Source organism: Marinobacterium zhoushanense (assembly GCF_014641945.1).
GTDB lineage: Bacteria > Pseudomonadota > Gammaproteobacteria > Pseudomonadales > Balneatricaceae > Marinobacterium_D > Marinobacterium_D zhoushanense.
In genome coordinates this window covers 300,207-326,060 of the sequence record NZ_BMIJ01000007.1, presented here as the reverse complement: position 1 = coordinate 326,060, position 25,854 = coordinate 300,207, and the positions used below count along the sequence as shown (strand labels likewise).

Here is a 25,854-nt window from a genome sequence, read left to right as displayed (position 1 = left end):
TTGGGGCGACACGTCAGCGAACCCGACCTTCGCCCTGCCCGGATAGAGTGCTTGTTATGGCCATCAGAACCCGACTCCTGCTCAGCATCATCGCCATCGCCGTCATCCCCCTCATCATCGCTTCGGCACTGATCACCTGGAGCACCGAGCAACAGGTCGACGCCGCACTGCGCCAGACACTGACCGATCGTCTGGTGGCCATACGTGAAATGAAAAAGACCCAGCTGCAGGATGAGTTCGAGACACTGCGCCAGATCACCGTCAGCATCGCCAGTCGCACGGAAACCTTGCGCGCGCTGTCCGATTTCTCCCGCTCGTTCAACGCTGCGGCACAACCGGATAGCGAACTGAACGCCAGCCTCGACCGCTTCTACCGCGGCGCTCTGCTCAAGCGTATGCGCGCGTCATCCCCGCAAACCGCAGCCCAGTCGATCGACAGGATGCTCGGTGCGCTGGACGGTGCCACGCGTGAGTATCAGGCCCGCTACATCAGTCTCAACCCCAATCCCCTGGGGGCCAAGCAGCTGCTGATGCAGGCGGACAACAGCCACCAGTTCGACGATCGCTATGACCTGTACCATGGGCTCTACCATCCGCAACTGCTCAAGCTCCAGCAGCAGTTCGGCTTCTACGATCTGATGCTGGTCGATCCCGATGGCCGGGTAATCTACTCCGTGCTCAAGGAGATCGCGTTCGCCACTTCGCTGCAGCAGGGCCCCTTCGCCGACTCATTGCTGGCCGAGTCCTGGCGCCAAAGCCGTGACACCGAGCCGGGCAACGTCAACATGACCGATATGGCCCCCTTTGCCCCCTCCTACGGCAAGCCCGCACTGTTCATGTCGACCCCGGTCGACAGTGACGGTGAACGCTTGGGTAGCCTCATCGTGCAGATCCCCGGCGACAGGATCAGCCGGGTACTGACCAGCGGCGAGCGCTGGCAGGATGTGGGCATGGGACAGAGCGGAGAGGCGCTGCTGGTCGGGCAGGACCGCCGCCTGCGCTCGCAGAGCCGGCTGCTGCAGGAGGATCCACAAGAGTACTTCGCCAAACTGGATTTGCAGGGCAATCAGGATCGGCTCGAGACGATTCGCAACCTGTCCACCGCCATCTCACTGCAGAAGGTGGACTCCGGGGCGGTGCGCAAAGCACTGGCAGGGGAGAGTGGCGTGGAGTTCGACATGGGCTACTACGGTACCCCCGTGATCTCGGCCTACACCCCGATCAACCTGATGGGCCGAAGCTGGGTGCTGTTGTCCGAGATCAGCCAGCGCGAGGCGTTTGCCGAAAAGGAGCTGATGATCAGGTCGCTGACCCACACCAGTGCCGTCACGGTGCTGGTGACGCTGGTCATCGCCATCGTCGCAGGCCTTGCCATCGCCCGCGTGTTGACTCATCCACTGCGTATTCTGGTTGACCGGCTGCGCGAGATCGCCCGGGGTGATGGCGACCTCAGCGTTCAACTGCAGTCCGCCAACCGTAAAGATGAGATCGGCGAGCTGTCGCGCGCCTTCAATGATTTTGTCGGCAAGATTCGCGCTCTGGTGGTCGCCGTCAGCGGCACCGGCCAGCAGCTAACCGCACTGGCCAGCGATCTGCACCTGACCACCGACGCCACCGACCGGCATATGGCGAGCCAGCGTGAACAGAGTCGCAGCATCGCCAGCGCCATGACCGAGTTTGCCGCCTCGATCAACGAAGTCGCCAGCAGCAGCCGGGAAACGCTCGATACCATGGGCCGTGCCGATGAGGCCAGCCTTCTGGGCGCTGAGTGTGCCCACAGCTCGGCGGCCGAAATTGCTGACCTGGTCAAGCAAACCCAAGCCTCGGCCGCATCAATTACGCAGCTGAGCGATGATATTGGACAGATCAGCAAGGTGCTCGAGGTGATCGACGGCATCGCCGAGCAGACCAGCCTGCTATCGCTCAACGCCGCCATCGAAGCGGCCCGGGCCGGCGAGCAGGGGCGTGGCTTTGCCGTGGTCGCCGATGAGGTCAGGGCGCTGTCGTCGCGGACTCAGGATGCCACCATCGATATCCAGCAGATGATTGAGCGGCTTCGCCGGTCGGCTCAGGACGCCGTGATGCGCTCCGCCGATACAGTGGAGCGGGCAAACCGCAGTATTGCCAACACCACGCGTACCGCTGATGAGCTGGCGCAGATTCGTGAACTGGTAACCGAGATCAAGGGGATGCATAGCCAGATTACGGCGGCCGTCACCCAGCAACAGAGTACGGTCGGGATGATGGAAACCAGTATCGTTGCCATCGACAGTCTGTCCGATGTCACACTGCAGGGGGCTCGCGACGCATCTGAGCGCGCCGAGCACCTGCGCACGCTGGCCAACCAGCTGGGCGAGCTGGTCGGCCGCTTCCGTACCGGTTGATCATTGCGGAGGGGAGGCCTGGGCTTTCAACTCCGCCATCATTCTGTTGATGTCCTCTTCCGTCGTGTCGCGGTAGTACTGCCAATCCAGGTAATACTCACTGAGCAACGGATACCATTCAGGCTCCTGCTTGTGTGGTGTCGTTGTCTGGCGCTCATGCAATTCGATATGCATGGGTGAGATCTCGAGCACCCGGTCCTCCTCCTGCCAGAGGATGTCCTGCAGATCGTAAAGCGCATTCATAATCAGAAAATGTTTGCGGTATAGCGGCAGCATCGCGCCGTCCGTCCTGTTCTGTTCCTCGAACAGGTGTTCTTCGTCCAGCGTCTTCATTAAGCGATATTCGCTGATCCCGTCCGGATGCTGGCGCAACACATGTAATACTTGCGGCAGTACTGGATTGATCATCTCTGTTACCTTTTGCCCTCGGTCACCCCGATCCGCGGCCAAACCTCAGGTCGATCTTGATAGATAGAGAACCACTGAAAGCGGCTCGACGCTTTCAGTATAGACAGTGCTCAGCGACCAGGAAGCGGTTCCACGAACGGGATATCGAAGTGTACCGCCAGGCTCTCGACCAGCGCCTCGAAACGCTGGTTCTCCATCACTTCCAACTGGTTACCGGCGTCGGCGGTGGGTGGATATTCAAGGTGTACACCATAGCGGTCATCAGCCTGTCCCAGGGTATAGATATAGGCGCGGATGCCGCGGTCCTGTCGGTGGTGCAAAAAGATCGCCCGCTCATCACAGGGGGTGGTGTCGTCGACGACGAAGCTGCCCTCCCCCAGCTGGGCAACCAGCAGTAGCAGCAGATGACGGATCGACTGATCCTTTTTCAGTGCCCAAATATTGATTCCTGCCACACCGCCTCCCTCGCCCGGTTCTGCCACTGGCCACTTGGTAAGCCTTTACCCTCTCGATTATGCTTCAGCCAAACCGGACAAGGAAATCGCCGCATGGAAGTTTTGCTGTCGCTGTTTTCGTTACTGGTGCTGGCGCTGATTGCCGGCGCACTGCTCGGTATCGTCAGTTTCGTACGACAAAGCCGTATCGACGAACGGCTGCGCCAGGCCGAGATCGAGATTGCCTGGCTGCGCGAAGCGCTAAAGGCACAGTCGCCCCAACACCCCGCTCCCCCCCCTGCCGTCGAGTCCGACAAGGTTGATAAGGTTGACCAGGTCGAGGAGGCGAAGCCGACAACCGCCGACGAAGCCCCGTCCACTACCCTGAGCACTGCGCGCGATCCCTGGGGTGCCGGGACGAATCAAGCTTTGCACCGGTCGCAGGTGTCCGAACCCAACACGCCCCCGAAAACTACAGGGTTCATCCAGCACCTGCGACAGCACTGGATGATCTGGCTCGGCGGGGCCTGCGTCGGCCTGGCCGGCGTGTTCATGGTGCGCTACTCGATCGAGCAGGGCCTGCTCGGCCCGGGCGCACGCATAATACTCTCATTACTGACCGGCATCGGCCTGCATGTAGCGGCAAACTGGATGCGGCTTCGCCGTGGCCACAGCGATGTCTTTGCCGCCCTGGCCGGCGGTGCCAGCATCATCCTGTATGCCGCGCTGCTCGCCAGCCTGCACCAGCTCGACTATGTGCCCGCGGGCTGGGTGTTCGCCGGTATGGCATTGGTCTCCTTCGCCACGTTGGGTCTGGCACTTGTGCATGGTCCGCTACTGGCGGCCCTTGGCATGCTCGGCGGCTACCTGGTACCGATCCTGGTCAGTACCGGCAGTCAACAGATCGAAGCTGCACTGGTTTACGCCTTCATCCTCAGCCTGTCGGTGCTGCTGTTGCTGCGTTATGTCTGGCGTCTCTGGCTCTGGTGCGGTGTCCTGGTCGGCGCCCTGGCCTGGTGGGGGCTGACCTTCCACACCCCGCCCACAGCCGAGCTCAGCCGAACCCTGTATCTGCTTGGCATCGCCTGGGCTCTGTTGGCCGTGCCGACGCTGGACTGGTTGATTTCACTCAGGTATCGGGTCGACAGCACACAACATTACTCAGATCTGTTGCGCGCCGCGGGCGCCAATGAGTATGCGACGCTCCTGGCCGTACTGCTGGTGATCGCCGCCCAGAGCTACACCCTGTTTCATCAAACCCTGGGGCTGACCGCAGTCTGGAGCCAGCCACTGCTGCCGCTGGTGCTGCTGCACGCCGCCAGCAAGCGTCCACTGCTGACACCACTGCCGGGACTGGCGTTTATCGCACTGGCGGGTGCGCTGCTGGTGCAATTTGCCTCCTGGCAGCAGTTCGAAGTTGTCATTCGCACGCCATCGCCCATTGAGCGGGACAGCCTGATCGCACTGCTCGCCCTGTTTTCTCTACTGGCGACCGGTTATGCCGCCTGGAACCTTAGAGCACGCGCACCGCTACCGGGGATCTGGGCCAGCATCGGCTGCCTGACACCGCTACTGATGCTGGCAATCGCCTATCTGGTATTGGCTGAACTGGATGATGAATGGCGCTGGGGCGGCGCCGCATTGGCTGCCGGCATCGCCTATCTCGCGCTCGCCAGACAGGCTGCCAACAGGGTAGCCACGGCTTTGACGCTGACCTTGATCGCCTCCTCCCATCTGGCCTACTCACTGGCGGTGGTGATCTGGTTTCAGGAAGCCACGCTGACCCTGGCCCTGGCCCTGCAGCTGATCTCACTGGCCGCGATCCATCAGCGCCTCCCGCAACCGCTGCTGCCCTGGCTGATCCGGCTGGTGATCCTGGTGGTGGGCTGTCGGCTGATACTGAACCCCTGGGTGATCAGCTATCCCAGCGAGGTGCACTGGTCGCTGTGGACCTATGGCGGCTCAACCCTGAGCTGTTTTATTGCGGCCCGGATCAGTCGCCGCTCCCCCTCACTGCAGGCCTGGTTGCAGGGCGCGGCCGCCACGCTGCTGGTGCTGACCCTGGGTACCGAACTGCGTTACTGGTTGTATGACGGTCAGATATTCAACCGCCACTACGGCTTTACCGAAGCTGCGATCAATACCCTGGTCTGGGGCGCGGCCGCCCTGGTCTACCACTGGCGGGCCTCCCTGAGCCAATACGTTGCCGGACTCTACCGCCGCCTGGCCGCCCTGCTGCTGAGCATGAGCCTGGCCAACCATATCCTCGTCGTGGTGCTGGTCGACAACCCGCTTTGGGGGCACACAGCTATCGCGTCGACCCCGGTATGGAACCTGCTATTACTGGCCTATGGCGCACCGACACTGCTACTGTTCGCCATCGGTCGCTACTATCGCGCAGGCGTTCGCTCCTGGGCGATGCTGGGCTGTGGTCTCAACCTGCTGCTGTTTGTATCGCTGGAGATCCGCCATCTGTGGCAGGGCGCGCTGGATATCGCACTGCCCACCGGCAATCCGGAGCTCTATACCTACTCGGCGATCTGGTTGCTGTTGGCGGCCAGCGGCATGGGATGGGCCATTCATCGCGAGCAACACCGGCTGTACCAGGGTGCCATGAGCCTGCTGGTAGTGGTAATCGTGAAGATTTTTCTGGTTGATATGGAGGGTCTGGACGGGCTGCTGCGCGTCGCCTCTTTCATGGGACTGGGGCTGGTACTGCTGCTACTGGCCTGGCTGCATCAACACCTGCGACCGCAACGGCCGGCAGGCAGTTAACAAGCGCCCCAACAAAGAAAAAGGCCTGCGAGCAGCAGGCCTTTTCTACGAGGGACAACAACGGTAATTCAAACCGATTATTTGTGCTTGGGCTCTTCGTTCATCAGGTGACGGACTTTGACGAACGCCCAGACCATAACGCCGGCCATCGCAACGACGCCGACCAGGCTGGGTACCAGAACCTCGAGGCTGTAAGCATCAACACCGAACATAGCATTCACCCTTTCTATCTCATTTAACGTTGAGACAAGAGTAACGCCCTTCCCTTTTTCGATTATTGATTCAGCTCAAGCGAGCGAGGGAAAGCCCGGCTTGCAAAAATCGATACCCTGACCCATTACTGAATCAGGGAAGAGGAAGTAGACCTTGCATATCCCCGACCTGCCCCTGGCTCCCAAGTCGGTCCAAGAGGAGAAGACGATGCCAACCAAAATGAAAATCTGGAGCGCTGATCAGCTCAAACAGATGAACGAGGAGCGTTTCCTGGTGGAGATGCTCGACATGTTCAAATTCACCCCGGAATTCAGCGACAGTGATGACTCCGTCAAGGCGATGCGCGAGTGCCTGAACCGGGTCGAAGAGGCACTTCGCACCCGCCTCGAAGTCGCGAAAGAGGATTAATCCAGGCCGCAGGCACGGGCGCCACAACAGGGGGCTCCCATCTGACAGGGAGCCTGTTTATCACCCAGGCTACTGCGGCTCACAATCTGTCCTCCATTGGCCAGCCTTTCTATCGGCGCCTCCGCTGCAGTATCACCGGGATCGATCTCCGCTAACTTGCACAGCTCCGCCCAAGTAGTCAAACGCTCACTCATCGAGTGGCGCACCTCCAATACCCGGCCGTTGCTCGGGCAAAGATAGTCGTATGTCGGCATAACCACCTCGCATTACCTGATTCGCGCTAATCATAGCGCGCTATAAACGCCCGACAAGCCCCTTCCCAGCGCCGCTCCTATCCGCCATCTGGCCGCCGCTCGCCTGCTGCCGACTGACCGAACGGCATAAGTACGTAAAGAGTACTCATAAATTGTTATTGATAATTCAGAATTTATATTAAAAATATCAAAAGCATAAAAAAATAATCTTTAATTGCTTTTTGATATAAAAACACTCACCAAATAATGCTTTTAATTCAATGACTTAGAGAGCCAAGAAGAGGATAGCAAAAAAACTTGCCCAAGCCTTAAAACTTCTTACATTTCAACAACTTAAACATTGAGATTTAGCGCAATCTGCTTGCGATATATCGTTATTAATTATAGAATTATCAATAGGCAGTTAACGATAACTCGTAAAGGAATTTCAAAATGCAGGAACGTGAAATCAAGCTACTGTTCAAGGCGGGAGTGTTTGAATCTTGTCAGGCGATACCGATCTCAATGTCGCGTGGATGGACATTGAAATTCGTCACCAGGGATAACGACGTGGTGGTACTGAATCTTCAGCGTTCAAAAGGAGAGCGGGAGTTCAAGAGCCTCGATGGCGCCGCCGCCGTGGCGAAACGGATCGGGTTTGAATGGTTGAATGTTCAGATCGGCGATCTGAAATGGCGTGAGAAGGTATCCTGAAAAACGCTGGCCTTATTTCAGGATACCTTGTGGGGAGAGAACGGCCCGACCAGATTGCGGGCGGATCAGCTGTAGCTGCTCTTGATCACTCCGTCACTCGACCGTCGGCGAGCTCCTGATCAGTGGCTGCGCGCACGGAAACCACTTCGACACTGAATACCAGCGTCAAACCGGCGTAGGGGTGGTTGAGGTCCAACTCGACCTCGCGGTTATCAAGCCTGATCACACGCGCCAATGCAGGCTTGCCCGACTCATCGTTAATCTGCACCAGTAGGCCGGCGCGAAGATCCTTCATTCCTGCGAAGGCTTCGCGTTCGACCTTCTCGATCCGGCTCTCATCGCGCTCGCCATAGGCCTGTTCGGGAGACAGCTCCACTTCGAACCGCTCGCCGGCCGCATGCCCCTCCAGCGCCTGCTCAAGCCCGGCGATGATCTGCTGATGGCCATGCAGATAGCTCAACAACGGCTCGTCGCTGTCGGGGAGGGTCAACGGCTCACCCGCCGGCGCCAGGTTGTAACGAAACTGAACCGCGCAATCGCGAATGATCTTCATCTGTCTCAACGTTTCCACGTGGGTGAAGAGCCCTGCTCCATAAGGCGGGCCTATGCGTAATCTACCTATTTCGTAAATTCGGCAATCAGGGTTGTAGGCGGTTAATCTGCCACTGACCATCCTTCAGCTCGTAGCTGAAACGGTCATGCAGACGGTTTTCACGCCCCTGCCAGAACTCAAAGCGTTCGGGGATCAGTCGATAACCGCCCCAGGTTTCCGGGCAGGGGATATTGCCATCGGCGTACTGTTCTCGCATCTGCGCCACTGCGCTTTCCAGCGTAGCACGGTTATCTACCGGCGCACTCTGATGGGAGATGGCGGCGCTTATCCGGCTGCCCAGCGGACGTTCGTTGAAGTAGTGTTCGCCAAAGCTGTAATCAAGCTGCTCGACCGGACCGCGGATACGTACCTGACGCTCCAGCCCGTACCAGTAGAACAGCACTTCAGCGTATGGATTCTGCGCCAGATGCAGCCCCTTCTCGCTACGGAAGTCGGTAAACCAACAAAAGCCGTGATGGTCGAAGTGTTTAAGCAACACAATACGCGCCGCCGGCCGCCCCTGGTCATCGGCGGTTGCCAGGGTCATCGAGGTGGCATCGTCCGGATGAGCTTCCAGCGCGTTGTCAAACCAACGCTGGAACTGCTCGAACGGGTCTGCACTCAGCTCGGCCTTGTGCAGACCGCTGGCCACATATTCACGCCGCAGTGCGCTAACATCGCTATTCGGATTTGCCATTGTGCTCTCCTGTGTGACACTTCAAAGGCGACCACTATATACGATATGAAAGAACGAGTTCTGCGCTTGATCAGTTCAGCCACAGTTTCTCAGTTACGACATACCAGCATAGACCGGGATATGAGCAATGAATGCACTGCAACCCGATAACCGTATCGCCTGTCATGAGTGCGACCTGCTGATGCAGCGCCCGCAGATACAGGGCGATCAGGTGGTGAACTGCCCACGCTGTGGATCTCGCCTGATCTCCAGCCACCCCAACAGCGCAGAGCGCTCCCTGGCGTTGGCACTGGCGGGACTCATTTTGCTGCTGCCGGCCAACCTGTTCCCGGTGCTGACGCTGGAGGTACTGGGCCGGCAGCAGGAGCAAACCATTTTTTCCAGCGCCATGGTGCTGTATCGGGACGGGCTGGCCCTCGTGGCACTGGCGGTGTTGCTGTTCGCGATACTGGTTCCACTGTGCAAACTGCTGCTGCTCACCTATCTGTCCGGCGCCCTGCATCTGCGCCGTCGCTGGCCGCTGCTGCCACTTGCGATGCGCAGTTACCAGCACCTGGATCAGTGGGGCATGCTGGAGGTGTACCTGATCGCGGTGCTGGTATCTGTGGTCAAACTGGTGGATATCGCCGACGTCCATCCGGGGCTGGGACTCTACAGTCTGGGTGCGTTGATCGCGGTCACCGCCCTAAGTTCTTCTCAGCTGGACCCCGATCTGTTCTGGCACCAGATCGCGGACCTTGGCGACCCTGTGGAGAGGGTGGAGACCGGGCATGAATAGCTGGCGGCACGGCGCACTGGCGCAGGGACTGTTGCGCTGTCACGACTGCAGCGCACTCTGGCCGGTGTCGCTGGAGGGGCACCATTGTCCGCGTTGTGGTGCGCCTTTGCACAGCCGTACGCCCCACTCCCTGACCCGTACCTGGGCACTGTTGCTCACCTCCGCACTGCTGATGCTGCCGGCCAACCTGCTGCCGATCATGCGGGTCACGATGCTGAGCAGCCAGGGGGACGCGTCGACGATTCTGGGTGGCGTTATCGAACTGACCAAGCACGGACTCTGGGGAATTGCCATTGTGGTGCTGGCGGCCAGTATCCTGATCCCGGTGGGCAAGATCCTGGCGCTTGCGTCGCTACTGATCGCGATTCAGTTCGGCAAGGCCACCAATCTGCGGCAGAAGATGGTAATGTTCCGCATCGTGCACTGGATCGGACGCTGGTCGATGTTGGATATCTTCGTAGTCGGCATACTGGTGGCGCTGGTACAGTTTGGTAACCTCGCCTATATCGTTGGCCAGACCGGCGCTCTGGCGTTCGCCGGCGTCGTCGTCTTTACCATGCTGGCCGCCAACACGCTGGATACTCGTTTGATCTGGGATCGTCACCTGCAGGAGGCAAGCATTGGATCCGAAACCTGAACACACGCCCACAGATCAGATCAGGCCGCTGGTCCGTCGACACCGGGGCCCGTCGGCGGTGTGGATACTGCCGCTGCTGGCCGCGCTGATCGCCGGATGGCTGGTGTACAAGAGCTACTCCCAGGCGGGAGTGATGATCGAGGTAGTGTTCAACTCCGCCGAGGGCCTGGAGGTCAACAAGACCCGCGTGATCTATCGAGGCCTGCCCAGCGGTACGGTACGCTCGCTGACACTGAACGAGGATCTGCAGACGGTCACCGCCGAGATCGAGATCAACGCCAATGCCCAGGCACTGCTGCATGAAGGTACGCTGTTCTGGTTGGTCAAACCCCAAATCTCACTCTCTGGGGTACGCGGCCTCGAGACCCTGGTGTCCGGCCACTATATCGGCGTGCGCCCCGGCGAGGGTGAGATCGCCTACCGCTATACCGCTGCAGAGGAACCACCTCCTGCCACCCGTGATCGAGACGGACTCTACCTGACGCTGTATGCCGATTCCGTGGCGTCGATCCATCGCGGCTCCCCTGTCTATTACCGGGATATCGACGTCGGCCAGGTACTGGACTACCGCTTGAGCAGCGGCAGTGACCAGATTCTGGTCGACCTGTTCATTGAGCCCATATACGCCCATCTGGTACGCAAGCACTCCCGCTTCTGGAACGCCAACAGCCTGGAGATCAAGGGCAAGCTGCCCGATATCGACATCCGTGTCGGTTCGCTGGCCACGATCATCGCCGGTGGGGTGCATTTCTATACGCCAGAGCCCCGCGATAATCCGGCGGCCGAGGATGGTGACCAGTTCCCGCTGTTCGCCGACTATGAAGCCGCCGAAGATGGCGTACCAGTACAACTGGTTTTTCCCGGCAACACCCGGCTCAACGTCGGCACCGAAGTACATAGCCAGGGCGTCAGGATTGGCCGTGTACGGGATCTGTCGCTGACCGAAGATTTCAGCGAACTGCATGCCGAGTTGCTGATCGACCCTCGCGCCCGCAGCATGTTAAGAGCCGGGACCCGGTTCTGGCTGGCGCAGCCAAGCCTGCCCGCCAGCGAATTCAGCCTGCAGGATCTACTCAGCGGCCAACATATCGAACTGGCACCGGGACAGGGCGCGGAGACCTTCAGCTTTCATGCCCTGGACGAGCCCCCGGCACGACCGCCGGTTAGCGACGGACTGCCGATCCGTCTGTCGGCGGACGCTCTGGGCTCGATCAGCCGCGGCTCTCCCGTACTCTATCGACAACTGCCGATCGGTACCGTCATTGGCTATGAGCTGAGTCCCAGCGGCGACAAGGTGCTGATCCATGCGGTAATCAAGGAGCGCTACCGCCACTTGGTCGGCAGCCGCAGTCGCTTCTGGAACAGCAGCGGCATCGAATTCAAGGCCGATATCGATGAAGGGATATCGGTGCATACCGGCAGTGTGCAGACGCTGCTGCGCGGCGGTATCAGCCTGTTCAATCCGGGCGGCAAACAGGGCTCGCTGCAGCAGGCGGAACCCGATTTCACCCTCTTTGCCGACTTTGACGCAGCCACCGATGAGGGGCGACTGTTGACCGACAACGGCGACGAGCTCAGTGTCCGCCTCTACGCCGAGGAGCGAGGCGCCATCGCTGTCGGCGCCCCGGTTCTCTACCGGGGCGTGGAGGTTGGCGAGGTGCGCCACTACCAGTTGGCGAAGGATGGCCGCGCAGTGGAGATCCGTCTCTCGATCCCGGCCCCCTATCGCCATCTGCTCAGCACTGCCAGCCGCTTCTGGATCGCGTCGGGTGTGACCGCCAGGGCCAATCTGCGTGAAGGGGTCAGCGTGCAGTCCGGTTCACTGACCCAGATGATCAAAGGCGGCATCGCCTTCGAAACCGATACCGGCGGCGGCAAGCTCAGCAAAAACACCCGCTTTCAACTCTACCCCAGCGAACAGGCGAGCCGGGAACAGGTACACAACATACTGATCCACTTCGCGCCCGGTGCCGACCTCGCGGTCGGTGCGCCGATCCGCTACCGCGGTGCCCAGGTGGGCCGCATCGACAGTATCACCATCGCCGACAGCACGGGAGGCCGGATCGTCCGTGCCAGTCTGTTCCGTGAAGCCGAGTTTCTCGCCCGCGAAGGCGCCCGTTTCTGGATCAGTGAGCCAACCATTCGCCTGAGCGGAATCGAGAACCCCTCCAACCTGCTGTTCGGCAACCATGTCGAGGTGCTGCCCGGCGACGGCCCGCCCGGCGATACCTTCATCGCCCTGCGTCGCGCCCCTGCGTATAGACCGCAACCGGGACTGACGGTAGAGCTGCATGCCAAACAGCTCGGCTCTATCGCGATCGGCAGCCCCGTGCTCTATCGCGAGGTCCCGGTGGGCCGGGTAACCGGCTACGAGATCAACCTACGCGGCGACGGCGTGCTGGTCTATGCCCACATCCAGCCCTCTCACGCGACCCTGGTGCGCAGCTCCAGCCGCTTTTTCAACCACAGCGGAATCAAGGCGAGGGGCGGCCTGTTCAGCGGCGTTGACGTGAATGTGGCCAGTCTGGAAACGCTGGTCGGTGGCGGCGTATCCTTCATCACCGATAACCTGGATGCGCCGGGGGTCGACGAGCGTGCCGTATTCGTGCTGCACGATGAGCCGAAAGCGGAAACGCCGATCATTCAGGCGGTGCATGGAGAAGTCACGCCATGATGAGACTGCTACTGATCAGCCTGACCCTGCTGCTACTGCAGGGTTGCGCCAGTAACGAGCGCGCAAGACCGTTCGAGTTCAAAAGCCTGGCCAAGTCCGATATCGATATGGTTACCGACCAGCACATTCTGGCGGTCAACGCGCTGGTACGCGAACTGACGATCAAGCTGTACAAACGCAACCCACGCGAGCTGAAGAAGGCGCCGGCCGGCATGACACTGAATCGCCGGCTGCACCAGCTACTGGATTCACCGCGTCAGATCAACCATGCCGAGCTGGGGTCACGTTATGGCATCGACGCAATGCCGCTGGTGTTCGATCCTGAATTCAAGGGTGACCGGGTATTCGCACTGATGATCGGGATCAGCGGTATGCTGCACGCCTCCTACAGCTACCGCAACGAGTTCTTCCTGCTCGACGAGATCGACCAGCAGAAGCTGTATAACAGTGCACGTAACCTCGAAGCGGTGGCCTGGCGCCTGAACAACCTGCGCACGCCTCAGAATGAGCTGTTCCTGCTCACCAACGGCATTGCGGACTCGGGCGTCACCAACCTCAGCTTTGAACGGATCTTCGGCAAACTGATCGCCTATCAGGACATGATGGCGAAAATCGTCGCCAACAAGACCAATCGTGCGATCAAGAACGTGGTGGTCGGATTCGCCTCGACGGCGTTACTGCCGATTTGACGCGGGGCTCACGCCCTCACCGCATGGGGTGGCGAGCTCAAGGGATTGACGGTGATCTCGCGGATCTTGTGATTTTCATTGAGGTGGAAGCAGACATCGGCCCGCTCCGGCAGCTCCTCCAGCATCGCCCGCGTCAGCCGCTCGTAGTGGGCGATGAAGCGCTTGATCTCGGAGGGGTTCATGATGCGCAGGTGCGCCGTCGGCTGTTGGGTGTCGTAGATGTACTGCACCCGTTCGGCCAGCTTCTGCTCCTGCAGTGCGCGCCACTCATACACCGCCTGCATGCTCGGCACCTTCAGCATCAACAGCAGGTCGAGCCGGCTGAACAGCTGCTGATAGGGGCCAGCCAGCTGCTGATTGACGTGACGCCGCCAGACTGCATCCGCGTCCTCTTCCGCTTCCAGCGCATTGACCGGTACCTGCAACGCCTGCTCTGGCTGTGGCAGCGCACCGACACACCAGCCCTCGAACACGATGACATCCACAGGGCCAAGCCACTCCTGCCACACCGTCGGCGGACAGCGGTCGTCGATCGATTTGTCGAACACCGGAATCTTGGTCAGTGTATCGGGACCTGCATTGATCAGCGAATCGAGCAGCTCGATACCCAGCTCCACATCATGGGTACCGGGTACGCCTCGGGTGCTCATCAGCGGGTGGATCTCCCGTGCCAGGCGTTCGCGCTCGGCCCGGGTCTTGTACAGGTCGTCGATGGAGAAACCGATCACCCTCAGCCCGAACCCCTCCTCCAGGATCACTTCGAGCAGGTTGAACAGGGTGGACTTGCCCGCCCCCTGCGCGCCGTTGATGCCGACCACCAGTGGCCGCACCTGTCCCCGCTGCCGTTCCACCAGCCAGGCGGCCAGCGGCACGTAGATCTGTTCAAACAACTCTTTCAGGCCAATATCGACCTGCAGCGACTCCAGCGTGGATGCAAACGCCTGCTCCACCGCCTGCACAGCTCTACGCCGCTCCGTTTCGGTTAAGCACAGGTGTTCATGGGGCCATCGGGTCAGCAGGCTCATAGGGCTCCTGTTCGGCGGGTTAATAGGTTTGCGTGGTTCTGAGCCAGTCCACGACCAGCGCGATCTGGTCGCTCTCCATCAGCGACGGCGCATGCCCGATACCCGGCAGCGTGTGCACGGCCATGTCGGGACTGGTTTGGAGCATCTGCTCGACCACCTCGGACACCAGCACGTCGGAGGTGGCACCGTGCAACAGCAGTCGCGGGCAACGCACCTGGTGCCAGATCGGCCAGATATCCAGATCGGCCTCGGCACTCTTGTGAGCATTATGCGCAATTGCCGGATCGTAGTGCAGCCCCCACTGGTCATTTTCGCATATCCGCTTGCCATGGCTGGCCAGATGCTTCCACTGCTGATCGCTAAGCCCGGCCAGCGCGGTATAGGTCTGGCGCAGCCAGCCCTCAAGCTCCGCCTCGGAGTTGAAGCGGTGATCACCCAGATAGTCGCAGATCCGAGCCAGCGCTGTGCGCGGTACGTAGGGGCCGATGTCGTTCAGTACCAGCCGTCGGATCGGGGTACCCTTTTGCGCTGCCAGAACCATACCGATCAGACCACCAAGCGAGGTGCCGACCCAATCCACCTGACGTACCCCCAGACGGGCGATCAACGCCACCATATCCTGCAGATACTGCGGTAAGGCGTAATCCTCCGGATTCTCGAGCCATTCACTCTCACCACGGCCGGGCAGATCGGGGCAGATCACCCGGTAGTTGCGGCTGAGTGCCAGCGCTAACTCATCGAAGTCCCGGCTGTTGCGGGCCAGGCCATGGACACATACCAGCACTCTTTCGTTGTCTGCATTGCCCCACTCCTGATAATGCAGGCGATGAAAGCCGCGCGAATCCAGTACTGCGATATCTCCTCGACGCATGCATATCCCCCTGTTGTCTCTCTTATGGTGTAGCCAAGCTAACGACGGCTTTGTAAAGCTTTGCAAATTTCGCGACATCCATTGTCCCTGACCGTTAGAATCTAGCCAGATATAGAAGTTTCTAATATAGACGCTGTGGATAGGGAAGCCCCCGACGGGAAACAAACATGTCTGCAAAACGATTCACGCTCCGCTACCTAAAACGCTTGGCACCGCTGCTGATTCTGGTGTTGGCGGTGATGGCGTTCCGCACGCTGCAGGCCACGCGACCGCAGCCACCGGCGCAAGCGATCGAGGAGCGCAGCTGGAGTGTACACGCCGAGACCATCGCACCGGCCCCCCTGCAACCTGAAGTGGAGCTCTACGGCGCCATCGAAACGCCGAAGATGGCGACACTGAGTGCGGCACTGGAAGCGGACCTGATCGAGCTGCATGCCCGGGAGGGCGACAGGGTGAACGCGGGGCAACTGCTGGCCCGGCTGGACAGCCGCGACGTGGAGATCGATATCCGCCAACAGAAGGCGCAACTGGCCAGCGTCGACGCCCAGATCAATGCCGAGCTGGTGCGCTACCGAGCCGACAACGAGGACCTCAAGCTGCAGCAGGAGCTGGTGGCGCTGAAGGAGAAGGACCTGGCGCGCTATCAAAACCTGGCTGAGCGCAACATGGCCAGCCAGCAACAGATCGACAGCGCCCGTACCGCGTTGCAACAGCAGCGGCTGAACCTGAACGCATTAAACGAAGCGATCAACGACCACCCCAACCGTCTGGCCCAACTGGAGGCCGAGCGGCAACGCATCGACGCGCTGCTGGAGAGCCTAAGCCTGGACCTGGAGCGCACCGAGATTCGCGCTCCCTATACGGCACGCATCGCCGCCGTGCAGGTGGCCGGCGGTGACCGTGTCCGCGCCGGAGATGCCCTGTTCGACCTCTACGGTCTGGAGCAACTGGAGGTCCGCGCCCAGGTGCCGGAGCGGTTGCTCAGCCAACTGCGACCGGCGATGCGGCAAGGCGCGGATAACATTCAAGCCTCGGCCAGCCTGGACGGCCTTCCGCTCCGGCTTGAGCTCGACCGGCTAGGCGCCACCGTGAGCAGCGGCAAGGCGGGCGTCGATGCGCTGTTCCGGCTGATCGATCCGCCGCTTGCCCCGGAACCCGGCCGCTCGTTGCGCCTGCAGCTGCGTTTGCCGGTGCAGCCAGAGCTGGTCGCCCTGCCGCCCACGGCACTCTACGGCACCGACCGCATCTACCGCGTCACCGACTCCCGGCTCGAACCGGTCACCGTCAGCCGGGTCGGCCAGCTGACCACGGCCGAAGGAGAGTCGAGGGTGCTGGTGCGCAGCGAAACCCTGGCCGCGGGACAGCAGGTGATCACCACCCAGCTACCCAACGCCATCGCCGGCCTACGGGTCGACATCACGGGAGCCACGGAGTAGGCCATGCAGCCAAGGGATCAAGGTCAGCTCAGCGGGCTGATCACACTGTTCACCACCCACCGGGTCGCCGCCAACCTGCTGATGGTACTGATGCTGCTGGGCGGGTTTTACGCCCTGAAGAAGCTCAATGTGCAGTTCTTCCCCACCTTCGAGCTGGATGTCGTCACCGTCAGTGTTACCTGGCGCGGATCCACCGCCGAGGATGTGGAACGCTCTATCCTGCTGCCGCTGGAGGAGGAGCTGCGCTCTCTCGATGGCATCAAAGAGATGATCTCCACCGCCCGCGACGGCTCCGCCTCCATCCGCATCGAGCTGACCGAATCCACCGATGTGGACTACGCGCTGTCCGAGGCGAAGCAGAAGGTGGACTCGGTGCGCGGCGAGCTGCCCGATGACGTCGATGAACCGCTGGTGCAGCGGGTCACCCGCTACGAGGAGATTGCCGGCCTGATCGTCAGCAGCGACCGCGCCTCGCGTGAAGAGCTGCGCGTCATGGCCCGTCAGTTCGAGCAGGAGCTGCTGAAACAGGGGATCCGCAAGATCGATTTTGTCGGCATGCCGGAGCAGGAGCTGGCGATTCAGCTTACCCCTGCGCAACTGACCCAGCTGGGCATGACCTTCAACGACGTGGTTAGCCGGATCCAGCAGCGCAGTGTCGACCTGCCCGCCGGCACCGCCGCGCAGAGCGAAGGTTCCCGCCAATTGCGCAGCCTGGGGCAGCAGCGCGACGTGCAGGGGTTCGAACAGCTGCCGCTGCTGACCGCAGCGGATGGCCAGTTACTGCGTCTTGGCGATATTGCGCTGATCGAGCGGCGCGACGCCGACGATCAGGTGCTGCTCAGCTACCAGGGGCAACCGGCAATCATGCTTATGCTCAAACGCACGGAAAACGACGACAGTCTGGTCGGCGCCGCCATCTTCAACCGCTGGCTGCAGGAGACCCGTCCCAAGCTGCCGGCGGGGCTGCAACTGATCCCTTACCAAGAGCGCTGGCAACTGATTCAGGACCGTATCGAGCTGCTGCTGAAAAACGGCCTCAGCGGCCTTGCCCTGGTGGTCGCGGTGCTGTTCCTGTTCCTCAACGGCCGGGTCGCGCTCTGGGTCACAGTCGGCATTCCGGTATCGTTCATGGCCACCCTGGCGGTGCTCTACGCCATCGGCGGTACCATCAACATGATCTCGCTGTTCGGCCTGATCATGGCGCTGGGGATCATCGTCGACGACGCCATCGTGGTCGGTGAAGACACCCTGACCCACGCCCAGATGGGTGAGGCCTCGCGCCACGCAGCCATCGGCGGCGCCCTGCGCATGAAGGCACCGGTGATCGCGTCATCGCTGACCACCATCGCGGCCTTCCTGCCGCTGCTGATCATCGGCGGTATCATCGGCAACATCATGGCTGATATCCCCACCGTGGTGATCTGCGTGATCATCGCCTCCCTGGTGGAGTGTTTCCTGGTCCTGCCCGGACACCTGTTCCACTCCCTACGCAACACCGATGCGGTCCATCCGAGCCGCCTGCGCCAGCGCCTGGACGGCGGCTTCAACCACTTCCGCGACCGCATTTTCCGTCCCTTTATCGAGCGGGCGATCCGCCTGCGCTGGACGGTCATAGCCCTGGCCCTGGGCCTGCTGATCGTCAGCATCGGACTGATCGCGGGCGGGCGGATGAAGTTCACCTTTTTCCCGTCGGTGGAACAAGACACCCTGGACGCCAGCGTGCAGTTCGTCGCCGGCACCGATGCCGATACCGTGGCCCGCTTTATCGACCACCTGAACACCAGTCTCTATGCCACCGACACCGCACTGGGCGGCGACCAGGTCAAGATGAGTCTGGCCAGGCTGCGTACCGCGCTGTTCGATATCAGACGCAACTCCAGCGGTGACGAGTTCGGTGTGCTGTCGGTGGAGCTCAATCCCGCCGATGACCGCGGCATGACCACCTCCGAGTTCATCCGCCAGTGGCGCCAGCGTATCCAGCTTCCGGCCGGGATCGAGCGTTTCTCCATCGACGTGGCCCAGGGCGGACCACCGGGCAAGCCGATCGAGGTCAAGCTGACCGGCAACGATCTAAGCGCGTTGAAAGCCGCCTCGCTGCACCTGCAGCGGGAGTTGAAAGCCTATAATGGCCTGTCCAACGTCGATGACGACCTGCCGTTCGGCACCTCGCAGCTGATCTACAGCCTGACTCCGGCCGGGGATGCGGCGGCGCTGAGTCTGCAGCAGGTGGGCCGGCAACTGCGGGCGGCCTTCGATGGCGTCGAGGTGCAGTCGTTCTACGAGGGTCAGGACCAGATCAAGGTACGGGTGATCCTGCCCGAGCGCGAACGCAACCTGATGAGCACACTGGAACACCTGCCGATCGTGCTGCCCGACGGCAGCGTCACGCCGGTGACCAACGTGGTCCAGTTCCAGGCCCGCCAGGGGTTCGACTCGCTGCAGCGGATCGACGGCGAACTGGCGATCAACGTCTCCGCCGACCTGAACGAGAACCTGACCAACGCCAACGAAGTGATCGCCGCGCTGCAACGCGAGGTGATCCCCGACCTCAGTGCCCGCTACGGCGTCGCCGCCAGCTTCGAGGGCAAGAACCGCGACCAGCGCGAAACCCTGGCCGACATGAAGCTGGGACTGGTCATCGCCCTGGCGCTGATCTATATCATCCTGGCCTGGGTGTTCGCCTCCTACAGCTGGCCGCTGACGGTGATGCTGGCGATCCCGCTGGGCATCACCGGCGCCTTGCTCGGCCACTTCGTTACCGGGCAGACGCTGACCGTGCTGTCGCTGTTCGGCGTGTTCGGCCTGTCCGGCATCGTCATCAACGACTCCATCGTGCTGGTCACCTTCTACAAGCAACTGCGCCATCAGGGCATGAACGTGCATGACGCGGTGGTCGAAGCCGCCTGCCAGCGCCTGCGCGCGGTGCTGCTGACCTCGCTGACCACTATCGGCGGGCTGACCCCGATCCTGTTCGAAACCTCGTTGCAGGCGCAGTTCCTGATCCCCATGGCCACTTCCATCGTGTTCGGTCTGGCCTATGGCACCCTGCTGATCCTGGTTGTGGTTCCGTCGATGTTGACCATACTGGAAGGTGCACGTGAACGACTGGGCCTGAAGCCCCATATCGAGCATCAGGCGGTCACTGCACCCGAATAGGGGGAATAGGTGAGAGCATGAAACGCACCGAACACGACAGCCTCGGCCCGGTCGACGTACCGGCCGAGGCACTCTACGGCGCCCAGACCCAGCGCGCCGTCGACAACTTCAAGATCAGTGAGCGCCACCTGCAACCGGCGTTCATCCACGCCCTGGCCCAGATCAAGACAGCCTGCGCCAAGACCAATGCCGAGCTGGGCCTGCTCGACACCGAGCATGCCAAGGCGATCGCCGCCGCCGCGAAGCGGATCATCGATGGCGAGTTCTACGACCAGTTCCCGGTGGATGTTTTTCAGACCGGCTCCGGCACCAGCACCAACATGAACATGAACGAGGTGCTCTCGCATCTGGTCGAGCGCGATTCCGGGCTGAAGCTGCACCCGAACGATCATATCAATATGAGCCAGAGCTCCAACGATGTAATCCCCACCGCCCTGCACCTGAGCGTACTGAATGAGCTGCACCTGACGCTGTTGCCGGCGCTGCGCCACCTGGATGATCGCATCCGGCGCAAGGCCTCCACCCTGCACGAGGTGGTCAAGACCGGGCGCACCCACCTGATGGATGCGATGCCGCTGACCATGGAGCAGGAGTTGACCGGCTGGCACCACCAACTGGCCGCGTCGATCGCGCGCCTGGATCAGACCACATCACGGCTGACGCAGCTGGCCCAGGGCGGCACCGCGGTCGGCACCGGCATCAATGCCCCTGTGGCGTTTGCGCGCCTGTTCTGTCGCCAGCTCAGCGCGCAGGTGGGGATGACGCTGACCCCGGCCGAGAGCTTCTTCACCGCCCTGTCCAATCAGGACACGGCGCTGGAACTCTCCGCCGCCATGCGCACCGCCGCCACCACGCTGATCAAGATCGCCGACGATCTGCGCTGGATGAACTCAGGCCCCCTGGCCGGCATCGGCGAGATCGAGCTGCAGGCGCTGCAGCCCGGCTCCTCGATCATGCCGGGCAAGGTCAATCCGGTGATCCCGGAGGCGGTGCTGATGACCTGCATGCAGGTGTGCGGCAACGACACCACTGTGGCACTCAGTGCCCAGCGCTCCAACTTCCAGCTCAACGTGATGCTGCCGGTGATCGCCTACAACCTGCTCGACAGCCTGTCGCTGCTGGCCAACGCCGCGACGGCCCTGGCCGACAAGGCGATCGATACGTTTACCGTGCGCCAGGAGCATATCGAGCAGGCGCTGTCGCGCAACCCGATCCTGGTCACCGCGCTGAACCGGGTAATCGGCTACGAAAAAGCGGCGGCACTGGCCAAGCAGGCCTATGCCGAGGGCCGACCGATCATTGATGTGGTGGAGCAGGAAACGGAGCTCAGCCGCGAAGAGCTGGAGCAGATGCTCGATCCGCATCTGCTGACCCGGCCGGGAGGATAAGAGACCTCATGTATCGGGTAACTCTACGGCTTTAGCCCTGCGCTAAGGACGGGGTGGATGCAAAAAAGCTGACACAGCCCCTACGAGGAGCAGGCTGCGTCAACTGAAAAGAGGCCCCGACATAAACGGTTCGGCCGATATTTCAATAGCAGCGTTAGCGCTGAGCCCTCAGCGCGATAAGCCCCCCATGCAGAGATATTTTGTCTCCAGATACTCCTCCAGCCCGTAGCGTGAGCCTTCGCGTCCCAGCCCGCTCTCCTTGATCCCGCCAAAGGGCGCAACTTCATTGGAGATGATCCCTTCATTAATGCCCACCATGCCGCTTTCGAGCGCCTCGGCCACACGCCAAATGCGCCCGATATCGCGGCTGTAGAAATATGAGGCTAAGCCGAATTCGGTGTCATTTGCCAGCGCTATGGCTTCATCTTCGGTGTGGAATCGGTACAGTGGCGCCACGGGACCGAAGGTTTCCTCACGGGTTACCAGCATCTCGGGAGTCACATCCGCTAGGATGGTCGGTTCGAAAAAGGTGCCGCCCAAGGCATGTGGCTTGCCACCCAGTACAATCCGTGCACCCTTGGCAACGGCATCATCGACATGGCGCTGCACCTTCGCCAGCGCCGCCTCGTTGATCAGCGGCCCCTGCTGCACGTCCCCTTCCAGCCCGGCACCAACAGTTAGTGCAGAGACCGCGGCACTCAGCTTTTGCGCGAACGCATCGTAGACGCCATCCTGGACCAGGATACGGTTGGCACAGACGCAGGTCTGTCCGGTATTGCGGTATTTGGATGCCAGCACACCTGCGACGGCGGCATCCAGGTCTGCATCGTCAAACACAATGAAGGGCGCGTTGCCACCGAGTTCGAGGCTCACTTTCTTGACGGTGTCGCTGGACTGGCGCATCAGCAGCTTGCCCACCGGCGTTGATCCGGTAAAAGACAGCTTGCGGACAATCGGGTTGGAGGTCATCTCGCCACCAACCAGGCTGGCGTTCTCCTTGGAGCAGGTGATGATGTTGAGCAACCCGTCCGGCAGCCCCGCACGCTTGGCCAGCAGCGCCAGCGCGAGCGCACACAGCGGCGTTTCGGGCGCGGGTTTCACCACCACCGGACAGCCGGCAGCCAGTGCTGGCGCCACCTTGCGGGTAATCATCGCAATCGGGAAGTTCCACGGCGTAATCGCCGCCACCACACCCACCGACTGTTTGGTGACCACGAGACGCTTGTCCGCGGTCGGTGACGGAATAACATCGCCATAGGCACGTTTGGCTTCCTCGGCAAACCACTCTATAAAGCTGGCGCCGTAGGCCACCTCCCCTTTTGCCTCCGCCAGCGGTTTGCCCTGCTCTGCCGTCATCAGGCGCGCCAGATCATCCTGGGCCGACATCACCAGCTCATACCAGCGCTGCAGAATCTGCGCCCTTGCCTTAGCTGGCCGCGACCGCCAATCGAACCAGGCGGCCTGTGCAGCTTCAATCGCCCTGCGCGTTTCACTGGCTCCCATATCCGGTACGCTGGTCAGCAGCTCAGCGTTTGCCGGATTGGTCACGGCCAGCGTTTTACCATCTTCAGCCTCGCTCCAGACGCCATTTATAAACGCCTGGGAGCGCAGCAACTCAGGATCATTCAAAGTCAAATACATTACGCTTCTTCCTGTAGATTCGGAACGACTTGCACGGCTATCGCCATCGGGCCCCTAGCCCAGCGAATCACCATGCCTGCTCGTATATTGCCAACGCAGAGGCTTGATCCACCTCGCGAGGATTGTTGACCAGCAGCCGTGTTTGTTTCATCGCATCGACTGCCATTCTCGGCAGATCGGATTGTGCGATCCCGAGCTCACGCAGACGGGTCTGCAGCCCAAGCGTTCTGCACAGACCGGCCAAATGCTCGATCAGTAGCTGTGCACGCCCCGCACTGGATGCGCTGGCCGCTTGCGGCAGCAGGTCGACGGCAAGTTCGGCATAGGCCGATTCACAGGCCGCGGCGTTGAACCGCATTACATGCGGCAGCACCAGCGCATTGGACAACCCATGCGGAACATGGAAGATGCCCCCTATCGGGTAGGCCAACGCGTGAACGGCAGCGACCGGGGAGTTGGCAAATGCCTGTCCCGCCAACATGGCACCGAGCAACATCGCCGACCGCGCCGCAATATCCCCACCCTGGTGTACGGCCTTTTCGATATTGGCGTTGAGCAGTTGCAGCGCCTGGCGCGCGAGTATGCTGGAGATCGGATTATTATTCGGTGACTTAGAGGTATAAGCCTCGATCGCGTGGACCATGGCATCGATACCCGTAGCCGCTGTTACATGGGGTGGCAGGCCCAGTGTCAGCTCGGCGTCCAACAGGGTCAGATCGGGGAGCAGCTGAGGTGCGACAACACCCTTCTTTTCCGACTCGCCCACGGTGATGATCGAAACCGCCGTGACCTCCGAGCCGGTGCCGGCCGTAGTCGGTATCTGGATCAACGGCAAACGTTTCCCCCTGGCGATACCGACCCCGTAGATGTCGTCCAGCGACTCTCCGCCACCGACAAGCAACGCCACCAGCTTGGCCACATCCATGGATGAGCCCCCGCCAAGGCCAATAATGCCGTCCACCCGCGCGTTACGCGCCTGCTCACAGGCACATTGGACGACCTCCGCCGGTGGGTCGGCCACTACCGCGTCGAAGACCACCAGATCAAGACCCGCCTCTGACAGTGCACGCTTCACGGGTTCGAGCAGCCCAGCGGCGACCACGCCCGCATCGGTGACGATCTGTATCCGCTGACCTATCTGCTCCCTGGCAATCGCGCCCAGTCGCGCAACGGCACCGGCTTCACAGAGAATGCTTTTCGCCGTATTGAAGGTAAAACCTGACATCACTCATCCTCCTTTAGTGCTGCTCAATTGGCGTGACACTGCCACGCTCTATCCGGTAGCCGGCATCGAGCAGGTCAGCGGAATGGGTGTAATCGGACTCGGACAGCAAAACCGTGAGTCCTTCATCCTTCAGTGTGTGCAGCACGCTTGCCAGACGACGCGACAGTGCCGGCGCCACCCCCTCGAAGGGCTCATCGAGCAGCAGCAGATGACTTCCGCTCATCAGCGCTCGGGCCAGTGCTACCAGTTTCTGCTGCCCGCCGGACAGCTGCAGTGCGCGGCGTGACGAGAACGCCTCCACCTCCGGCATCAGCTCATATATCCAGGCCAGACGCGAGGTCAGGTTAGGAATTTCGTTCGCCCAGGCCGGAACCAGAATGTTCTCCTCCACGGTCAGGTCCGGCACCAACCGGCGGTCTTCAGGCATATAACCGACATGCAGGGCGGCCCGCTCATAGGCGCCTTCCACCGTCATATCCTGACCATCGATAATGACCTGTCCCGACGTCGGCTTGAGTAACCCCATTACGGTACGCAGCGATGTGGTCTTACCGGCACCGTTTCGGCCAATCAGGCCGACCATGGTGCCCTTTTCCACATTCAGATTGACGTCCCGTAGAATGGGCGTACCCGCGATACTGGCGTTGATATTTTCGAATTTAAGCATTGCGAACCTCCATAGGGACAACGGTCGATTCGTATGCGTCGGCGCTGTCCACCTCGATATCCAGATGGTGACCCACCACCAGCTCCTGCACCTTCGGGTCCGACAACACCTTGGCTGTTGTACCGTCCGCCAGGATACGGCCGTCGTAAAAGGCCAATACCCGGTCGGCGTAGCGCTGCACCACATCCATGTCGTGCTCCACGAACAGTGTCGCGGCATTACTTTTGCGCACCCTATTCATTACCGTTTCCATCAGCGCGAACTTATCCTCTATCGCGACTCCCGACGTCGGCTCGTCGAGCAGCATCAGGCGGGGCGATGACAGCATCGCCATGGCGATATCCAAAAGCTTCCTGACCCCCTGCGGCAGCGTCGCCACCACCTCATCGGCGTGACCGGCGATCTCATATTCAGCCAGTATCTCCAGCGCTTTACGTCGACGTTTCTGGGAGTGCAACGGGCGCAGCAACGTCAGTTTTCGATCGACCGACAGCCCCAGGGCCACCAGCACGTTGTCGAGTACGCTCAGCTCCGGGAAGAGCTGTGCGACCTGGAAGGAACGCCCCACACCGGCGCGGACGACAGCACGGGGCTGCAAGCCGACGATGCTGCGGCCATCGACCAGGATTTCACCGGCGGAGGGTTTCAGATAGCCCGTCACCATATTGATAAAGGTAGTTTTGCCCGCGCCATTGGAGCCGATCACACCCACGACTTCGCCGGCGTTTATCGACACATTGATATCGACAGCGGCGGTTACGGCACCAAAGCTACGTTCTAAGTTTCTGGTTTCCAGCAGTGCACTCATC

The 25,854-nt window shown here is 61.0% G+C and carries 23 protein-coding genes; 11 read left to right on the top strand and 12 right to left on the bottom strand.

What is annotated here, in order from left to right; genetic code table 11:
• Positions 1–56: 56 nt before the first annotated feature.
• A complete protein-coding gene (locus IEX40_RS17540; protein WP_188750632.1) occupies positions 57–2,384 on the top strand; it encodes a methyl-accepting chemotaxis protein in 2,328 nt (775 codons plus the stop codon).
• Here the strand turns inward: IEX40_RS17540 and IEX40_RS17535 are convergent, their stop codons facing one another.
• Both IEX40_RS17535 and IEX40_RS17530 read right to left on the bottom strand, forming a co-directional pair.
• Positions 2,385–2,792, bottom strand: coding sequence for a DNA-J related domain-containing protein (locus tag IEX40_RS17535; protein ID WP_188750630.1), 408 nt, complete (start codon positions 2,790–2,792; stop codon positions 2,385–2,387).
• 110 nt (positions 2,793–2,902) lie between these two features.
• The gene (locus IEX40_RS17530) at positions 2,903–3,247 is read right to left on the bottom strand and encodes a hypothetical protein (protein ID WP_229680816.1); all 345 of its coding nucleotides are present in this window, start codon (positions 3,245–3,247) and stop codon (positions 2,903–2,905) included.
• A gap of 93 nt (positions 3,248–3,340) precedes the next feature.
• Between IEX40_RS17530 and IEX40_RS17525 the strand changes: the two genes are divergently transcribed.
• Entirely contained in the window at positions 3,341–6,001 is a 2,661-nt protein-coding gene (locus IEX40_RS17525) for a DUF2339 domain-containing protein (protein WP_188750628.1), read from the top strand.
• Positions 6,002–6,078: 77 nt separating this feature from the next.
• Here the strand turns inward: IEX40_RS17525 and IEX40_RS22180 are convergent, their stop codons facing one another.
• Entirely contained in the window at positions 6,079–6,213 is a 135-nt protein-coding gene (locus tag IEX40_RS22180) for a hypothetical protein (protein WP_268235812.1), read from the bottom strand.
• Between the two features lie 208 nt (positions 6,214–6,421).
• Here IEX40_RS22180 and IEX40_RS17520 point away from each other — a divergent pair, with 208 nt between their 5' ends.
• Positions 6,422–6,622, top strand: a complete 201-nt coding sequence (locus tag IEX40_RS17520) for a hypothetical protein (protein WP_188750626.1) — start codon at positions 6,422–6,424, stop codon at positions 6,620–6,622.
• On the opposite strand, the gene IEX40_RS17515 is transcribed toward IEX40_RS17520, so the two are convergent.
• Complete coding sequence (locus IEX40_RS17515; RefSeq protein WP_188750625.1) at positions 6,619–6,876, bottom strand: FmdB family zinc ribbon protein; 258 nt, start codon at positions 6,874–6,876, stop codon at positions 6,619–6,621. The two genes, IEX40_RS17520 and IEX40_RS17515, sit on opposite strands and share 4 nt — an antisense overlap.
• A 432-nt stretch (positions 6,877–7,308) precedes the next feature.
• Here IEX40_RS17515 and IEX40_RS17510 point away from each other — a divergent pair, with 432 nt between their 5' ends.
• Positions 7,309–7,569: a hypothetical protein gene (locus IEX40_RS17510; RefSeq protein ID WP_188750623.1), complete on the top strand. Its 261-nt coding sequence runs from the start codon at positions 7,309–7,311 to the stop codon at positions 7,567–7,569.
• A gap of 85 nt (positions 7,570–7,654) precedes the next feature.
• On the opposite strand, the gene IEX40_RS17505 is transcribed toward IEX40_RS17510, so the two are convergent.
• Complete coding sequence (locus IEX40_RS17505; RefSeq protein ID WP_188750622.1) at positions 7,655–8,122, bottom strand: FKBP-type peptidyl-prolyl cis-trans isomerase; 468 nt, start codon at positions 8,120–8,122, stop codon at positions 7,655–7,657.
• An 85-nt stretch (positions 8,123–8,207) separates the two neighbouring features.
• Entirely contained in the window at positions 8,208–8,858 is a 651-nt protein-coding gene (pdxH, locus tag IEX40_RS17500) for a pyridoxamine 5'-phosphate oxidase (protein WP_188750620.1), read from the bottom strand.
• Positions 8,859–8,985: 127 nt separating this feature from the next.
• Here pdxH and IEX40_RS17495 point away from each other — a divergent pair, with 127 nt between their 5' ends.
• From IEX40_RS17495 to IEX40_RS17480, 4 genes are read left to right on the top strand one after another with little or no spacing between them, the layout of a single operon-like run.
• Complete coding sequence (locus tag IEX40_RS17495) at positions 8,986–9,636, top strand: paraquat-inducible protein A (RefSeq protein WP_188750618.1); 651 nt, start codon at positions 8,986–8,988, stop codon at positions 9,634–9,636.
• The gene (locus tag IEX40_RS17490) at positions 9,629–10,273 is read left to right on the top strand and encodes a paraquat-inducible protein A (protein WP_188750616.1); all 645 of its coding nucleotides are present in this window, start codon (positions 9,629–9,631) and stop codon (positions 10,271–10,273) included. The genes IEX40_RS17495 and IEX40_RS17490 overlap by 8 nt, the downstream gene beginning before the upstream one ends.
• Entirely contained in the window at positions 10,257–12,947 is a 2,691-nt protein-coding gene (locus IEX40_RS17485) for a PqiB family protein (RefSeq protein WP_188750614.1), read from the top strand. The genes IEX40_RS17490 and IEX40_RS17485 overlap by 17 nt, the downstream gene beginning before the upstream one ends.
• Positions 12,944–13,636: a hypothetical protein gene (locus IEX40_RS17480; protein ID WP_188750613.1), complete on the top strand. Its 693-nt coding sequence runs from the start codon at positions 12,944–12,946 to the stop codon at positions 13,634–13,636. The genes IEX40_RS17485 and IEX40_RS17480 overlap by 4 nt, the downstream gene beginning before the upstream one ends.
• 8 nt (positions 13,637–13,644) lie before the next feature.
• On the opposite strand, the gene IEX40_RS17475 is transcribed toward IEX40_RS17480, so the two are convergent.
• Both IEX40_RS17475 and IEX40_RS17470 read right to left on the bottom strand, forming a co-directional pair.
• On the bottom strand, positions 13,645–14,661 hold the full coding sequence (locus IEX40_RS17475) for a hypothetical protein (RefSeq protein WP_188750611.1): 1,017 nt from the start codon (positions 14,659–14,661) through the stop codon (positions 13,645–13,647).
• Between the two features lie 19 nt (positions 14,662–14,680).
• On the bottom strand, positions 14,681–15,532 hold the full coding sequence (locus tag IEX40_RS17470; protein WP_188750609.1) for an alpha/beta fold hydrolase: 852 nt from the start codon (positions 15,530–15,532) through the stop codon (positions 14,681–14,683).
• Positions 15,533–15,699: 167 nt separating this feature from the next.
• Here IEX40_RS17470 and IEX40_RS17465 point away from each other — a divergent pair, with 167 nt between their 5' ends.
• Genes IEX40_RS17465 through IEX40_RS17455 form a run of 3 tightly spaced genes read left to right on the top strand, consistent with a single transcriptional unit; the run spans position 15,700 to position 21,512 of the window.
• Complete coding sequence (locus IEX40_RS17465; protein WP_188750607.1) at positions 15,700–16,968, top strand: efflux RND transporter periplasmic adaptor subunit; 1,269 nt, start codon at positions 15,700–15,702, stop codon at positions 16,966–16,968.
• A 3-nt stretch (positions 16,969–16,971) separates the two neighbouring features.
• A complete protein-coding gene (locus IEX40_RS17460; protein WP_188750605.1) occupies positions 16,972–20,124 on the top strand; it encodes an efflux RND transporter permease subunit in 3,153 nt (1,050 codons plus the stop codon).
• 17 nt (positions 20,125–20,141) lie between these two features.
• Complete coding sequence (locus tag IEX40_RS17455; protein WP_188750602.1) at positions 20,142–21,512, top strand: class II fumarate hydratase; 1,371 nt, start codon at positions 20,142–20,144, stop codon at positions 21,510–21,512.
• Positions 21,513–21,680: 168 nt separating this feature from the next.
• Here the strand turns inward: IEX40_RS17455 and IEX40_RS17450 are convergent, their stop codons facing one another.
• The 4 genes from IEX40_RS17450 to IEX40_RS17435 all read right to left on the bottom strand — a co-directional run bounded on the left by IEX40_RS17450 (position 21,681) and on the right by IEX40_RS17435 (position 25,853).
• Complete coding sequence (locus IEX40_RS17450) at positions 21,681–23,153, bottom strand: NAD-dependent succinate-semialdehyde dehydrogenase (RefSeq protein ID WP_188750600.1); 1,473 nt, start codon at positions 23,151–23,153, stop codon at positions 21,681–21,683.
• A 67-nt stretch (positions 23,154–23,220) separates the two neighbouring features.
• On the bottom strand, positions 23,221–24,378 hold the full coding sequence (locus IEX40_RS17445) for an iron-containing alcohol dehydrogenase (RefSeq protein ID WP_188750598.1): 1,158 nt from the start codon (positions 24,376–24,378) through the stop codon (positions 23,221–23,223).
• A gap of 13 nt (positions 24,379–24,391) precedes the next feature.
• Positions 24,392–25,045: an ATP-binding cassette domain-containing protein gene (locus IEX40_RS17440; protein ID WP_036184938.1), complete on the bottom strand. Its 654-nt coding sequence runs from the start codon at positions 25,043–25,045 to the stop codon at positions 24,392–24,394.
• Complete coding sequence (locus IEX40_RS17435; RefSeq protein WP_036184936.1) at positions 25,038–25,853, bottom strand: ABC transporter ATP-binding protein; 816 nt, start codon at positions 25,851–25,853, stop codon at positions 25,038–25,040. Before IEX40_RS17435 ends, IEX40_RS17440 begins: the two co-directional genes overlap by 8 nt.
• Between the last annotated feature and the right edge of the window lies 1 nt (position 25,854).